This is a genomic window from Claveliimonas bilis (assembly GCF_030296775.1).
GTDB lineage: Bacteria > Bacillota > Clostridia > Lachnospirales > Lachnospiraceae > Claveliimonas > Claveliimonas bilis.
In genome coordinates, this window is sequence record NZ_AP027742.1 from 1091262 (window position 1) to 1106689 (window position 15428).

Sequence of the window (15428 nt, forward strand, 5' to 3'; positions counted from 1 at the left end):
AGGTACGGCTTTCGCCATGTACCTGCCCATTGAAAAGGTTACATCATTTCATATACAACACTGGAAGTGCGGATAATAAACTGTCTGGCAGTATATGCGTCAGACAGATTCTGTGACATGACGCACAGTACATAGGTGCCGCTGTCTGCATATACGATGGCGGCATCATTTTCCACATCAGAAAGCTCCCCGGTTTTATTTCCGGAGGAAACACCGGCAGGAAGACCAGAGGGGATTTTGCCGCGGCGTTCCTGCTGATTCATGTAATCCAGGATAGTGGAGGCTCCCTCCAGCTGGCCGGCATTCGCCATTTTGAGAAAGTTGCAGCAGTCTTTGACAGATGTATAATTGTCATCTATATCGTTGGGATGAAGCATCAGCCGTCCCATATGCGTATCAGAAAAGCCATGGGCGGCACAGTACTGATTTACCAGTGCCATACCGTTCTGATCTACACCGTCTCCCAATCGGTTTACCAGTGTATTGCAGGATGTATTGTCGCTGACAGTGATCATAGATTTAATAAGGGTTTCTGTCTCACCGCCGTAAGAATCATAGGCGGTGACTTTTTCATAATTCTCATATACACAGCCGGCGACATAGAGCTTGATCAGGCTGGCAGCCTGCATGGGACTGCTGTTTACTGAGGCCAGATCATTCTCATCCACTCGTCCTGTGCATATAGCGACGCTGCCTCCGGCATTGTATTCTGTATTGACCAGTTGTTCCAGCCGGCTTTGGATCTCAGACGCCTTGCTTGAGGAAGATGTCTCTGCCGGAGGCGGTGACGGTTCCTCCGGTTGCTGAGGCTTTTCTTCTTTTTTAAGCTCTTCCTCCGGTTCTGTTGGTTTCTCCGGGGTCTCGATCTTAATAGGATCAGCAGTTTTCTCTTTTTTGTCTGCAACTGCCTGGTTATACAGAATAAAGATACCGGCAGAGGTCCCGATGATTACAAGAAGGACGAGCAGCAGAATGATAACTTTCTTTTTCATGCCTTATTTCCTCAAATATTCACTGTTTACATATCCGTACTGATTCAGACTTGGCACATATACATACCAGTAGGTTCCGGAGGAGGTGTCTACGACTTCCACCGGCTGTCCGTTGGCAATTTTGCCAATTTCATTGGAAGCATCGTAAGCAGTATCATTTCGCAGTGCCAGATAACCGGAAGAAACGCTTGCGTAATAGGTGGATCCGCTGCTGGAAGAAATCTTTCCTTGAGATGAGGAACGAAGGTAAGTGGCATTTGTATATCCATAGCTGCCCAAAGTTGGAGAATAGACATACCAGTATTCACCATCATTCCGAAGTGCATATACAGACTCCCCATTATACATTTTTCCGATTTCATTGGATGCGTCATAGCTCTTGGCATTGCGGAGAGCCAGGTATCCTTTCTGCACATTTACATAGTATACACCCAGATTACTGGATGGCGGATTGCCGGGACCGAATACATCGCCGGTACTCTGTGCCTGGTTGGATGCAGCAGCATCTGTAGTTTCTTTTTCTTCCGCTGGTTCCTCGTCAGACAGTTTTGACTGGTCAACATAGCCGAATGTCTTGACTTCCGGAGCGTAAATATAAGCATAGGTATCTCCGGGCGTTGCCATCACTGTGATTTCATCGCCTCTCTCAAGAATGCCGATAGAAGTAGCATCCTCTTCTGTAGTGCTTAAGATGGTCAGCTGCTCGTCGCCGGATACATTTACATACTTTTCAATAGGTTCCATTGCAGCGTCCCGTTCGTTGGTCAGATAGTGATAATCCAGATATCCCGTAAGGTCTTCGGCCTCTACGTAAACTTTCCAGGAGTCATTTTCTGTTCGTTCCACTAAAGATACCTTTTCCCCATTATCTAATTTCGTCAGGATCTTGCTGTCCTCATCCTCAGTTTCCCGAAGTTTGAGTACTTCCTTACATCCGGTCACATAGTAATCTCCGAAGGTTTCTATTTCCTCACTGTCGTTGCCCACAACGTTCCAGATGATAAAGCCGGCTGCAGCGGCAACTGCGATACCGCCTACAATAGCGGGGATCAGGAATTTTTTCTTTTTGCGTTCAGGAGAAGCCTGCCTGTTGTTTGTATCGTCCGGATCATACATTCCCGGCTGGCCGTAACCGGTAGTAGACTGAGTATGGGTATAGGTCGGCTGCGTATGAGTGTAGGTCGGCTGAGTATAAGTAGGGTTATTCTGCGAAAAATATGTCTGATCAGCAAACATGGTGGCGTCAGAATCTTCCGCTTCATTTCCGGTTGTCTCAGGGGTACTGCCCTGCATAAGTCGAAGCAATTCATCCATGCTCTGGCAGCGATCCTTCGCATGCAAAGCCAAGCCGCACATGATGGCATTTTCAAATTCAGGAGAAATCCTTACTCCCAACTCGGATGGACGCTTCAGACTGTCATAGGCCATACGATCAATGGCATCAGCCGGAGTCGTTCCTGTAATGCATTTATATATGGTGGCGCACAATCCGTAGACATCTGTCCAGGGGCCCTGATTTCCGGTGCTGGTATACTGTTCCTCCGGTGTATAGCCTCTCTTGACGGTACTGGTAAGCTCCTGATCCTGCTGCATAAAGTAACGGGCGGAACCAAAGTCCATTAGTTTGCAGATGCCTTGATTCAGGTACATGATATTGTCCGGGCTGATATCCCGATGAATGACGCCCAGCTTATGTATTTTTGACAATGCTTCTGCAAGCGGAAGCATGAGTACCCGTACTTTTTCAGCGTCCATGGGACCGCACTCTTTGATATGGGCAGCCAGCGTCTTTCCCTCAAGATATTCCATTATAATGTAGGCTGTCTCGTTTTCTTCAAAAAAATCCTTTACATTTACAATACCAGGTTCTGATGAAAACTGCGCAATATTTCTTGCCTCAGCAAGAAACCGATCCCTGCCTTTTCGGATAAAATCTCTCTGCTCTTCAGTAGAGATCGTTAAGTTACTGGAAACTTCATTATTTCTATTAATGCGTCCAACAGGATAAAATTCCTTAATTGCAACCTTGGTTTCCAATACGGTATCACACCCGATGTAGGTGATTCCGAATCCTCCTTCACCAATTACATTTCCAACCAGGTATTTTCCATTCAGTATCGTTCCCGGCTTCAGCTGATGAGGCACAGTCTCTGGAATTTTTTTGCCTACACAGTCTGCACAGAGCGTACCTGTAGTAATTTCACGCATACAATTCAAACAATACTTTTTCATCTTTTGTTCCTCCCTCGTTTCTTAGGCTGTAATGTATATTTTTGAATGTAATAGTCTGCTCTTCCTTTGCCACCTTCATAAGTGGGATTGATTTCCAACATAATATCCTGAAGACGCTTTACCTGGAAAAACTCCAGCGCCTCCGGGACCGTTCCATAGAAAGCCATTTGACCGCACTGTTCTTTTGTGCTTTTGGCGATGACAAGTACTTTTGTAAACAGGCTTTCCCCTGTTACACTGTTGACGGCGTCGTCCGGTTCATGGGAAATTACCATGACGATCTTCCCGTTATCAGCGATCTCCTTTAAAATTTCCATCTGCTGCATGCGGGATGCTGCATCCAGTCCGGAGTCAGGCTCATCACAGATAAATACTTTCTGGAAGCCGATAAGCTGTGCGGCTACCGATACTTTCTTTTTCTGTCCGCCGCTTAGCTGGCTGATGAGGTGTTCACTTAGGTTTTGGACACCGACCTTTTCCATAGTATCCTGCACGCGCCTAAGCTTGTCCTGATGAGAATAATCCTGCTTGGGTAATTTGATTTCCGCTACATCCATCAGGGTTTCCCTTACTTTGTCATTCAGACGGAGATTTAAAAACTGAGGCACCAGACCGATTTTTGTTTTCATATATTTAAAATTTCGATATAGGTTCTGACCGTCCAGCAAGATTTCTCCGTCTGCCTTTTTTTCTCCGAGAATCGTATTGATCAGCGTTGTTTTACCGGCACCGGATCCGCCAAGGATAAGGACAAAGTCTGTATTTTCCGCTTCAAACTCAATATCCTTGATGAGGGTCTTTCGCCCGAAATTCACCGCCATTTTCCGGATGTTCACAGAGAGCTGGCCTTCTTCTTTAGTGAAGATATTGTAAATGATCGTGTCGGCCCACAAAATGAGAATGGTATTACCGATCCGAACAACATCGTGCTCATACAGAAGCTGGCTTTTTTCTATTTCTCTGCCGTTGACCCGCACGCCGTTTTGACTGTGGATATCCTCGATCCAGCATTGACCGTTTTCCTTCCGGATTACAGCGTGGGTACGTGAGATCAGAAGATCATCCAGAACAATGGTATTTTTTTCATCCCGTCCGATCCGAATCTCTGCCAGTCCCTTTATAGATCGTACGGTCCATCTGGAGCCCAGGGTATAGCTCCATGTAAAAATCATAAGAACTGCTTCCGGATGAGGATCATCCAGCCGGGAATGGTCAATTCTTAGAACGTCTCCTTCCTGGAGCTTATATGGGGCAGATGTTCCACCATCCTGTGAGGTCAGTTTGTTCCCGTTTATATAAGTGCCGTTCACACTGTTATTGTCAATGTAGTAGTAGTCCTGATATACATCACTGTAAACAAATTCACCGTGCCGGCGTCCTGTGATCCTGGACTGTACACGAATATCACAGTTTGATTTGTCGTAATCTCTTCCGAGAGTCATATTGCCCTGTAAAGGTACCACTACCGGTCGGTTTCTCATGTCTAAAATAATCAGCGTCGCGGTTTTTCCTCTCTGTTCCTCCGGGACAAAGGCAATTGTTCTTTCGCTGTCCATCATGTATTTTCTCCCATTCTCTTATGTATTGCTATTTTTTATATAAAGATATTAAGAATCTCTGTTTTTAATTTTCAGACTCAGTATGCTGATCACAGCAAAGCACAGGATCAATCCGATGCACCATCCCCAGGCAGTGAGAAGGTTGCTGGCTACACAATCATAGCAGGCTTCTGTTTCCAGACGTTCTACCATGGGATAGGCTTCACTGATCTTCAGAGGATATTTTGCGTTATTCAGGTCTGCAATACTTCCAAAAGCGGACATTCCCCATTTACTGAAGGTAATGTACGCAATTTTTTCACTGGTGCCGCTTAATTCAAACAGTACACCGCTCATGATCAGCTGCAGGATCAGTACAAAAGGCATGATCGTCATAGCGGTGGTAGGATTGCCGGCGATAGAAGATAACATAATACCCATAACAGCAGACCCAAAAGTCAGCAGAAAAATGGTAATAAAATATTCCACATAGGCACTGGTAATAATTCCGTCGGAATTAAAGTCGATAAACACATTGCACACGGCAAAAATCACCACACTCTGCACCAGACAGAGAAGCATCTGCCAGAAAATATTGGCAGAAATATATGCAGAAAGTTTCATTCCCTGGCGGTACTCGGCGCGGATGATTTCGTGTTCTTTACAGATTGATTGAACGGAATTGAAGATTCCGATCCAGATGCAGGCTGAGGCGATCGTGAAAAATCCGGATTTGGTGCTTTCATAGGTAGTAAACATATCGTCGCCTACGATAGCAGCAACCAAAGTCGCGATAATTACAGCAAAGATCATGAATTTCCATACCCGCTCCCGGAAGGCAATCCTTGCGATTTTTTTAAAATAGATGGATGTCTGTTTGGTCGAAAACATTTTCTGTAAATTCCCCCTCCAATTAAAGCTGCTCCTATATATTGCCATGGAGCGCACAAACATTTATTCTATTATATCACTTTGCTAAATTGAAATTTTAAATTCCGGTGAAGAGGTAAATTCCACCATACTTTATTTTTCGCGGATTTTACAGGGGATTTTTAAGCAAAATCTCCAGTTTTCTGTTATAATTAGCTAAACTCATCGAAAAATACTTGATTTCTGGGCATGGGAAACGGACCGCTGGAATACGGTGTGCGGGACTGAATTCCACCGGCCACATCTAAAAAATGTGAAACGTTTACTTCCAGTCTGACAGCAGATTTCGATCAGTTGATTAGTGATTAAAGCGGATCAGCTTAGGCGTCAGATTTACCTCATCCGGGGCAATCGGTCTAAGCTGAAATGCGTTTAAGACCTCTTCTCCAAGTGCTTCCAACGCGACGCTGTATGGCGTCCTCCCACCCAGGCTTTCCCTCGGTGTGGAATTGATATGGTTCACAATCAGGTTTACGTCCCATTGTGTAAGGAATTCAAAACTGGTTCCTTTTGGGAGGATCATCCGCAGCATCGTGTGTGCTTGTTCCAATCCGCCCTTCTGCCCACTCTGCATCGGGTCACAGTAATAAATGCTGGAACGCTGTATTCCGTTTACGCCGGTTTCCAAAGCATCCGGATCACCAAATTCAGAGCCCCGGTCCGTGAGGATATATTCAAACACGGAAGTAAATTCATAGGTTCCCATACGCTTTTCCAGACGGTCAAAAACAAGACGGACAGCGCCTTTGGTGCAGCGGTTCATCAGAAAAGCAAGGAAGAGTTTTTCTTTGGTGAAAAACATGGTCAGCAAGGTCTTTTTTGATTCCCTGGAAGAATGGACAGTATCCATCTGGACATAGCCTGTAAGGGCAAGGGAACAGAAGTCATGATATAATCGGTTGCTAAAGACTGCTCTGTCCGTGATCTGTGTTTTATGGCACCTTCTTGGTTTGAAATGAACTTTCCGTTTCAGATCTATGTTCCTTGCCGTAAAGAGTCCCTGGTCAAGATACGAATACAGGGTACGGACGGACATATCCAGCTCCGGATGGTTTGTCAGGATATGATAGGGAGACTGTCCCTGTTCGATCAGAGGGGAAATGATCTGATCCTTTTTGTGAAGCTCCCGTTTGGTCATGTTAATACCTGTTCTAGAATCCCGGAGTTTTTCCCGGTATTTCCTGTCAGCGAACCTGGCGTTATAAGAGTATTTGTGGGCAAGCGTGCAGTGATTGATTTTTTTCGTACAGCCGTTGCAGACATAGGGAGCCCGGTCAAGCCTTACGCAATGCTCTTTTTCAAAGTTTCTGCAGGTTTGGTTGCAGGTAGGACAGGATGCGCATTTGATTCCGCACAGGACAATCTTTCCACAGGCGTTCGTTTTCTTACAGTGATAGCGGTGAATACAGAAGTTTTTGGCATTATAGAAAGTCCCTTTGTGATACCAGTCTGAGAGACGGTGAGCCCTGACTTCTTTAGAGATTGTAGTAGGATCCTTACACAGGAACCTGGCAATATCCTTAAAGGAAGTGCCCTTATTTAGTTCGTTTTCGATATAGATACGGTTTTCAAGGGTAAGATGTTTTTGGTTACCAGGAATATATTTACTCATGATGAGCCTCCTTCTACTGCTGTCAGAAGGAGAGATAACCATACCATGGATGTATGAAAGAGTAAATATCAACTGTGCAGAAGTAAACGCTACTACCCGTAGGAGAGGTGGAATTTAAAATTTCATTTTTGGATTATATCACTTTTATTTATTGAGAGGGAACTATTTGAGAATAATTATGATATAATTTTTTATGAAAAATGGCACGAAGGGAAGGTCAGAATGAATATTATTAAAATAATGGAACAGAGGCACAGTGTACGTCAGTATGAAGATAAAAAAATCGAAGCCAAAAAGAGAAACATTCTGCTGAAAGAGATTGAAGCGGTCAATAAAGAAAGCGGGCTTCATATACAGATCTTTTTTGATGAACCGAAATGTTTTGATTCCATGATGGCACACTACGGTAAATTTGCAGGAGTGCATAATTATATCGCACTTGTAGGGCCTAAAGGAGCCGATCTTGACGAAAAGAGCGGTTACTATGGAGAAAAACTGGTTCTTCTTGCACAGTCTCTGGGATTAAATACCTGCTGGGTGGCAATGACCCATGGTAAAAGCGCCGCTGAAATTGGAAGAGGAGAGAAACAGGTATGCCTGATATCATTAGGTTATGGAAAAAATCAGGGCGCTCCACATAAAAACAGGTTGCTTTCAGATGTAACAAAGGTAAGTGGAGCAGCGCCTGACTGGTTTAAAAAAGGAATGGACGCTGTTATGCTCGCTCCTACTGCAATGAATCAGCAGAAATTCCTTTTTGAGCTAAATGGAGATAAAGTATCCGCAAAGGTATCCGGTTTTGGGTTTTATACAAAGATTGATCTTGGAATTGTCAAATACCATTTTGAAGCAGCAACCGGAAAAAATCTTTGATGATCAGCATAAAGTTTTGAGGTGATATTTAATGTTTTTAAGGAGACCGATCTCAACATTTACAGGAGATTACTTGGAAAAAATTGAAAAGTTAAAACAGGAAATCGAAACAGCCGATGCCATTGTGATCGGTGCAGGTGCAGGGCTGTCCGCTTCTGCAGGAATGTCCTACAGCGGGGAGAGGTTTGAGAAGAACTTTGCGGATTTTCAAGAAAAGTATGGAATACAGGATATGTATTCCGGCGGATTTTATCCATATGATACCCTGGAGGAATACTGGGCCTGGTGGAGCCGTCATATTCTGATCAACCGCTATGAAGTCGGCGTGGGAAAGCCTTACCGCGATCTGCTGGAACTGGTAAAGAAGAAAGATTATTTTGTCCTTACAACAAATGTAGACCATCAGTTTCAGATGGCCGGGTTTGATAAAGAACGGTTATTTTACACCCAAGGAGATTATGGTTTGTGGCAATGCTCTAAGCCTTGTCATCAGAAGACCTATGACAACGAGAAAACGGTGCGGCAGATGGTTTTACAGCAAAAGGAAATGAAAATCCCTACGGAATTGATCCCCAAATGCCCGGTATGCGGTGCTCCTATGACAATGAACCTGCGGGTGGATGGGACTTTTGTGGAAGATGAAGGATGGCATGCGGCAGCAGGCTGTTATAACGAGTTTATTCGTCAGCACAAAGGGGAGAAAGTACTGTTTTTGGAACTTGGGGTGGGCGCTAACACTCCGGTGATCATTAAGTATCCCTTCTGGAGGATGACAGTGGAAAATCCGAAAGCTGTCTATGCCTGCGTAAACTATGGGGAAGCTTTCTGCCCAGGAGAAATCGAGGAGCGATCTATTTGTCTGAATATGGATATACAAAAATTCCTGGAAGATATTTTATAGAAGTTTGGTTAGCGTCGGTGTACAAGGGGCAACACGGCTTGGAGCGTATTGTCCCCTTGTACACCGACGCTAAAAAGGTTATTGAATAAAAACGAACATTCGATTATAATATAGCCATGAGAATGAAAGATGACAACAAAAAGAATGCGATTACTAAAGCGGTAATCAGTCTGTCTAATGAGATTGGCTTTTCTAATGTGTCCATGAGCAAGATTGCTAAAAGAGCAGGTGTGTCCTCGTCCACTTTGTACGTCTATTATGAAAACAAAGACGATATGTTCAATAAGGTATATGCTGATGTGAAAATCCAAATGCACAAGGAATGTGCAAAAGGACTTGAAATGAACGAGACAGTAGAAAACTCTGTGAAGAAAATTTGCAAAAATGTTTTGCGCTATATACAAGAGTACACAGAGGAATTTCTTTTTATCGAGCAATCCTGCAACTCTCCCTTTGCTACAGAGGAGGTGTTGAATGAAATAGAACAGCATAGCAAAGAGATTGTCGGAATTTTTGAACGGGGCATTAAAGAAGGTGTGTTGAAACAGACGTCCCCTATCTTATTGATTAGTTTCTGTTATTATCCTATTCAACAGATTTTTAAGGAATACAGAAAGCCAAATTCAATGTTGCCCGATACAGATTTTAACATGGTCTTTCAAATGTGTTGGGATGCGATCAAACGTTAAAAGACTGCACCATAAAGGTGCTTTCTTTTTTGCATCTAAAATAAACGAACATTTGATTATAAATAAAGGAGCTGATACCATTGAAAATATTTTATTTTACAGGAACAGGAAACAGTCTTGCAGTAGCAAAAAGACTTAACGGAGAATTAGTTTCAATTCCACAGGTGATGAAAGAAAAAAGCTTCATATTTGAAGATGAAGCAATCGGAATTATTTTTCCTCTTTACTGCCTCAACCCACCTAAAATGGTTCGGGAATTTCTAAGCAAGGCGAAATTTCAAACAGAATATCTTTTTGCTGTTGCTACTTACGGAAATTTAGCAGGAGCTTCCATGCAGGAACTTCAAAAATCGGTCAGGTCATACGGCTATCAATTCAAAACCGACGCAAACAGATACAGACCTTTCCGCTATATGCGTGCTACTTATGGAGCAGCAGGATAAAGGAGAAAATGCAAAAGCATTTTTAGTAAATAGTGCCTGTATCCGCTGTGGTATCTGTGTGAAAGTCTGTCCGGCAAATAATATAACGCTTGAGAAACAGATCAAATTCCATGATAAATGGAACATTTGCGCTGGAAAAATCTTGGCCATGTGCTTGCAGGAGGCAATATGAACGTGGGAGATATTAACGATAAACCTGAAATCCAGCAGGCATATGAACTTGGAAAATCGATTCAGTAAATAGAGGTATTCATATAAAATTATGAGGGCAGGGGAAATAATATCCACTGCCCTCAAATAGTTTGACAATGTTAGAAGAATGAAAATATTGTGGAGGTGTGGAAATGTTTGTTTCAGAATATTTTCCCAAAGCGGAGACATCGTTGCCGTCATTTTGAAACAGAGTTATAATCATAGGTGCAACTTGAACTTTACATTTAGAAACGGAAAGATGGTGGGCATTTCCGCGGAATATGAGTATAATCATACTACAGTTTGATTAAGCGGGAGGTCGGTTACGTTATGACATTAGGAGAAAAAATATCAAAATTTCGCAAGGAGAACAATATCACGTAAGAACAGCTGGCATCTGTGTTTGGGGTATCAAGGCAGGCCATTAGCAAGTGGGAAAGCGATATAGCATATCCTGAGACGGATAAACTGTTAAAGATGAGCGAGGTGTTTAAGTGCTCGTTGGATTATCTGTTAAGAGATTGTGAAGCTGTTCAAATCCCGCAGGATAAAGCGTCGGTGGTTCAGAGCATTGATTACAGCCGTTTTATTGGAGCGTGGTGCAATATTGATTTAAAGAACTGGGATAGCGGTTATTATATGGCTGCTATTATCGGACAATCAATATATTTGTTTTTACCAGACAGATAGAAGTAAAAGCCTGAAATATGGGATAGTATTAAAACAACATATTGATACTGTTACTAAACTTGACTTAGGAAGGAGAAAGCAAAATTCGCTTCCGGTGCTTCCTGCCACCATAACACCTATTTGTGATCCGTTCAAGCCCCTGCTTGGTAAGATTTGTACCATACAAATGCATTCGTCAAATCTTGCAACATTTATACTTTCTACAGATGGGTATCAAGAAGTTATGGTAACATCCATCACTGCTGATAGTATACAAATCAAGGAGAATAACTCGGTTGTTATTCTCAAAAAAAGAGATATTGTAGGGATTGTGGAAAGATAATTCAAGCCGTGTGCCGCACAATGATAAAAAACGTTGTTTCGGCGGCTGGGTATTTGTATTGAATGAGTTGATATATAGATAATTGACATTGCAGTATACATCTGTTACACATGATGCAATAGAGGGCTGAAAGAGAACACATATTCTTTTATGTAAAAAGAAATCTTGTGTTGGGGTACAATAGATAGGTAACAAAATAAGAACAAGGATTCACCTTGATGTGATATATTGGAATTGTCGAGAAACCAATAGTCAGATCGAAAGGAGAATCCTTGTATGTCGAGTTTATCACACCCGAAATATCAGCGTCAACGTATTGTTAAATATGCGCAAAAACATTCTGTAACAGAAACGGCAATCCGATATAAAGTGAGCCGAAAAACAGTATATAAATGGCTTTCCCGATATGATGGGACGGCATCCAGTCTGGAGGATCGTAGCCACAGACCTAAAACATCGCCAAGAAGTCATACAGAACAGGAACTCCGTCAGATCCGTCGACGATTAAAGAAATATAAATGGTCGGACTTACTCCTGGCGTATCAGGAACTGGTAGAAATAGACGGTTATACACGCAGCTATGGAGGATTTAAACGAATCGCAGCCCGGTTAAAGGATTTGAAACCACCGAAAAAGAAGAAAAAGAAACGAAAGTTGAAGCCGTATCGGCGGGCAGATTATCCAGGACAGAAAATACAGATTGATGTGAAATATGTGCCTTCGTATTGCATAGCAGACGGGAGAAAATATTATCAATATACTGCAGTGGATGAATGCAGCAGATGGACATACAGAGAGTTGTATGATGAACATAGCACCTATAGTTCCAGAGATTTTCTGGAAAAACTGATTCGTCATGCGCCGTTTCCGGTCAGGGAGGTGCAGACGGATAACGGGACAGAGTTTACCAACCGCCTGCTAGTGATCAAGAGTAAACATCTGACTCTGTTTGAAAAGGCCCTGGAGGAGCTGGGGATCGTGTATCACCGGATACAGATAGCAACGCCGAGACATAACGGGAAAGTAGAACGCCAGCACCGGACAGATGAAGCGAGATTTTATAAGCAGATGCGGATGTATAGCCTGGAAGACGGCCGGAAACAGCTGGAAGTGTACCAGAGGAGATCGAATAACTACATCAAGACGTGTCTGGGGATGAAAAGTCCGAATACGATCGTAAAAATGTATCAAGGAGTCATGTTTTAAAGTAGATAAGGACGGCAGGATTATATCACAAAGAGAATGTCAGAGTCAGGTGGTATTCCCCCAAGGAGCCTCCATCTCCCTTGACATTTCTTTCAGGGTGAAGTGTTACCAATCATTGACACCTATACAATTCTTTTATGTAAAAAGAAATCTTGACAGTTGTAATAAAAACGTTATAATAATATTAACAGAACCCACCACGCCTCTGATTTTCATGCGCAACCCGGTGGGACTTTTTCATTTATGGGGTGTTTTATGTATCAATATCCAAAACGAATATTAACAATTGAACAGCAGATGCAATCTTACATTGACGCTGGAATGGAGATAACATCTCGGAAAAATGTAGAGAAGGCATTGAAATCTGTAGGTTTTTACCGCCTACGCGGATATTCGTTTCATTTATACGATAATTCGGCAAAAAAGTATATTCCTGGAACTAAGTTTGATGATGTTTTTCAGTTGTATCAATTTGATCGGGAATTATCAGCTCTGATTTTCTCAATGATTTCCAAAATTGAAATAGCATTAAGAGTCCGATTAGTGGAAGCATTACTGATACATGGAGATGCTTTAATCTTACAGGATTCATCAATTTTTAAAGAGAAAAAAATGTACTGGCAGAATATGTCCACAATAGCATCAGAGATTGCCCGTTCTAATGACGTGTTCATCAAACATAATTTTGATAATCATGAAGGTGAGGTGCCGGTATGGGCAGTTGTGGAAGTTCTTTCCTTTGGAACATTATCAAAGATAATTAAAAATTTGAAAACAGGTACAGGCAGTACTTATTCGATTTTGGCATCTAATTATAAGTATACCTCTGAAAAAGGAAATTTGGTGAATCCATCACAGAAAATGTTTGCTTCATGGGTACAAGCTGTTTCTATATTGAGAAATATGTGTGCTCATAATTCCAGAATATATAATCGAACAATACATACCACGCCGGAAATTCTGAATGCTGATAAAGTAACACCTGCACCAGCACATAACGGGTTATATCAGATTTTGCTGGCAATGAAATATCTGAGATCGTCAGATGAAGAATGGATGTTATTTGTTAATGAATTGGATAAGCTGCTTCAGAATAATGGCAGTGTGCTCAGTTTTACAGCAATGAACATGCCGACAGATTGGAAAGCACATTTGAGTGTTTAAATTCAGTTAAATTGCATAAAATATTAAAGCAGACCTAATCAAGCATATTATGCTCAAACCGATTAGGCTTTCGGCGAAGTGTTACGATAAGCACTTCGCTATTTTATTAGAGTTATTGTTCTTAACTATAATAAAATATGAACATAAAAACGAATGAAGTCTGCGTGATTTTTAATAATCGAAAATTAGTAAATAAACACGTGAATAATAGGACGCTGGCAAAACAAGCAATGACATGTTTGGACAATTGAAATTTCCGAAAACGGCAAAAATATATTGAACAACGCAGGAATTCTTTGGATTTATTGCCGATAATGTGGTATACTATAATATAAATTCGTATAGTATTAGATTCGATTGATAACGGAGGAAAGCAGATGCAATACCTTTCAGTTGCTGAAATAGCAAAAAAATGGAATATATCGGATCGCAGTGTGAGAAATTATTGTGCTCACGGGCGTGTGCAGGGTGCTTTTCTTACCGGAAAGACCTGGAATATTCCAGAGAACGCCGAAAAACCAGAGCGTTCCAACAAAAGGAAAGAACATTCACCTACATTGCTGGATATTTTGCAGGAACAAAAAGCAAGTAAATATTTCGGAGGTATTTACCATAAAACACAAATTGATTTAACGTATAACTCAAATCATATTGAGGGAAGTCGTCTGACCCATGATCAGACCAGATATATTTTTGAAACCAATACCATCGGCATAGAGAATGAAGTTCTCAATGTAGACGATGTGATTGAAACCGCAAGTCATTTTCGATGTATTGATATGATCATCGACCATGCAAAATCTGCTTTAACTGAGAAGTTTATCAAGGAGCTTCATTTGACTTTAAAAAGCGGAACCAGCGATTCCAGAAAAGACTGGTTTGCAGTGGGGGATTATAAGAAAATGCCTAATGAGGTGGGCGGCATGGATACTGCCCTGCCCGAAGAAGTTGCCGGTAAGATGAAAGCATTGCTGACAGCGTATAACGCAAAAGAAGAAAAGACCTTTGAAGAGATTCTGGATTTCCATGTAAAGTTTGAGCGAATCCATCCGTTTCAGGACGGTAATGGTCGTGTGGGCAGGCTGATTATGTTCAAGGAATGTTTGAAATATAATATCGTTCCATTCATTATTGAGGATAACCTGAAGATGTTCTACTATAGAGGATTGAAGGAGTGGGGTAATGAAAAAGGCTATCTGACAGATACCTGCCTGACTGCACAGGACCGATATAAGGCGTATTTGGATTATTTTAGAATCCAGTATTAAAATAAGGAAACGGGATGAAGCTATGTCAGAAGATAAGAACTCAAAGTGGCAACACCAAAATTCTTAAGTTTCAATTTGGTACTTTGGGAGAACCAGCGGTCTTGGAATTGATCTTTAAGAATCTGTCAATTAAACAAAAAGAATTGGTGACAGAAACTGACAAATCATTCAGCATCATAAAGCGAATCATGGAATCTTTGCAGGAAAAGGAGTATATCCTCAGAGTGGACGAAAAGCGATACGGTAAATGGGAAGTGTTAGTATCAAATCAGCACGGATTGATATTTTAAAAGCTACTGAAAGAAAAGAACTATAGACTTATGGAGGGATATAGAGATTATGATAAAAATACTTTTCATATGCCACGGAAGGAGTT

14 protein-coding genes are annotated in these 15428 nt (G+C 41.9%); 9 read left to right on the forward strand and 5 right to left on the reverse strand.

The window, feature by feature from the left end; translation table 11 throughout:
* Positions 1-38: 38 nt before the first annotated feature.
* The 5 genes from R2J37_RS05290 to R2J37_RS05310 form a co-directional block, all read right to left on the reverse strand.
* Positions 39-992: a serine hydrolase gene (locus tag R2J37_RS05290; protein WP_316266435.1), complete on the reverse strand. Its 954-nt coding sequence runs from the start codon at positions 990-992 to the stop codon at positions 39-41.
* Between the two features lie 3 nt (positions 993-995).
* Entirely contained in the window at positions 996-3224 is a 2229-nt protein-coding gene (locus R2J37_RS05295) for a serine/threonine protein kinase (RefSeq protein ID WP_316266437.1), read from the reverse strand.
* Positions 3221-4783 carry an FHA domain-containing protein gene (locus tag R2J37_RS05300; protein WP_316266439.1) on the reverse strand — a complete coding sequence of 521 codons (1563 nt, stop codon included), beginning with the start codon at positions 4781-4783 and terminating at the stop codon, positions 3221-3223. Before R2J37_RS05300 ends, R2J37_RS05295 begins: the two co-directional genes overlap by 4 nt.
* 48 nt (positions 4784-4831) lie before the next feature.
* Positions 4832-5653 carry an ABC transporter permease gene (locus R2J37_RS05305; protein ID WP_316266441.1) on the reverse strand — a complete coding sequence of 274 codons (822 nt, stop codon included), beginning with the start codon at positions 5651-5653 and terminating at the stop codon, positions 4832-4834.
* Between the two features lie 337 nt (positions 5654-5990).
* A complete protein-coding gene (locus tag R2J37_RS05310; protein ID WP_316264893.1) occupies positions 5991-7304 on the reverse strand; it encodes an IS30 family transposase in 1314 nt (437 codons plus the stop codon).
* Between the two features lie 222 nt (positions 7305-7526).
* Between R2J37_RS05310 and R2J37_RS05315 the strand changes: the two genes are divergently transcribed.
* The 9 genes from R2J37_RS05315 (at position 7527) to R2J37_RS05345 (ending at position 15052) form a co-directional block, all read left to right on the forward strand.
* Positions 7527-8177: a nitroreductase family protein gene (locus R2J37_RS05315; RefSeq protein ID WP_316266443.1), complete on the forward strand. Its 651-nt coding sequence runs from the start codon at positions 7527-7529 to the stop codon at positions 8175-8177.
* A 31-nt stretch (positions 8178-8208) separates the two neighbouring features.
* Positions 8209-9078: an SIR2 family NAD-dependent protein deacylase gene (locus tag R2J37_RS05320; protein ID WP_256193152.1), complete on the forward strand. Its 870-nt coding sequence runs from the start codon at positions 8209-8211 to the stop codon at positions 9076-9078.
* A 122-nt stretch (positions 9079-9200) separates the two neighbouring features.
* Positions 9201-9767, forward strand: a complete 567-nt coding sequence (locus tag R2J37_RS05325) for a TetR/AcrR family transcriptional regulator (protein WP_256193151.1) — start codon at positions 9201-9203, stop codon at positions 9765-9767.
* 80 nt (positions 9768-9847) lie between these two features.
* Complete coding sequence (locus R2J37_RS05330; protein ID WP_316266446.1) at positions 9848-10210, forward strand: EFR1 family ferrodoxin; 363 nt, start codon at positions 9848-9850, stop codon at positions 10208-10210.
* Entirely contained in the window at positions 10194-10382 is a 189-nt protein-coding gene (locus R2J37_RS15275; protein WP_416387395.1) for a 4Fe-4S binding protein, read from the forward strand. Before R2J37_RS05330 ends, R2J37_RS15275 begins: the two co-directional genes overlap by 17 nt.
* A gap of 419 nt (positions 10383-10801) precedes the next feature.
* On the forward strand, positions 10802-11092 hold the full coding sequence (locus R2J37_RS15280; RefSeq protein WP_416387396.1) for a helix-turn-helix domain-containing protein: 291 nt from the start codon (positions 10802-10804) through the stop codon (positions 11090-11092).
* A gap of 598 nt (positions 11093-11690) precedes the next feature.
* Positions 11691-12620, forward strand: coding sequence for a DDE-type integrase/transposase/recombinase (locus R2J37_RS05335; RefSeq protein ID WP_230106683.1), 930 nt, complete (start codon positions 11691-11693; stop codon positions 12618-12620).
* 255 nt (positions 12621-12875) lie between these two features.
* Entirely contained in the window at positions 12876-13784 is a 909-nt protein-coding gene (locus R2J37_RS05340) for an Abi family protein (protein WP_316266448.1), read from the forward strand.
* Between the two features lie 377 nt (positions 13785-14161).
* Positions 14162-15052 carry a Fic family protein gene (locus R2J37_RS05345; protein WP_316266450.1) on the forward strand — a complete coding sequence of 297 codons (891 nt, stop codon included), beginning with the start codon at positions 14162-14164 and terminating at the stop codon, positions 15050-15052.
* Positions 15053-15428: the final 376 nt, after the last annotated feature.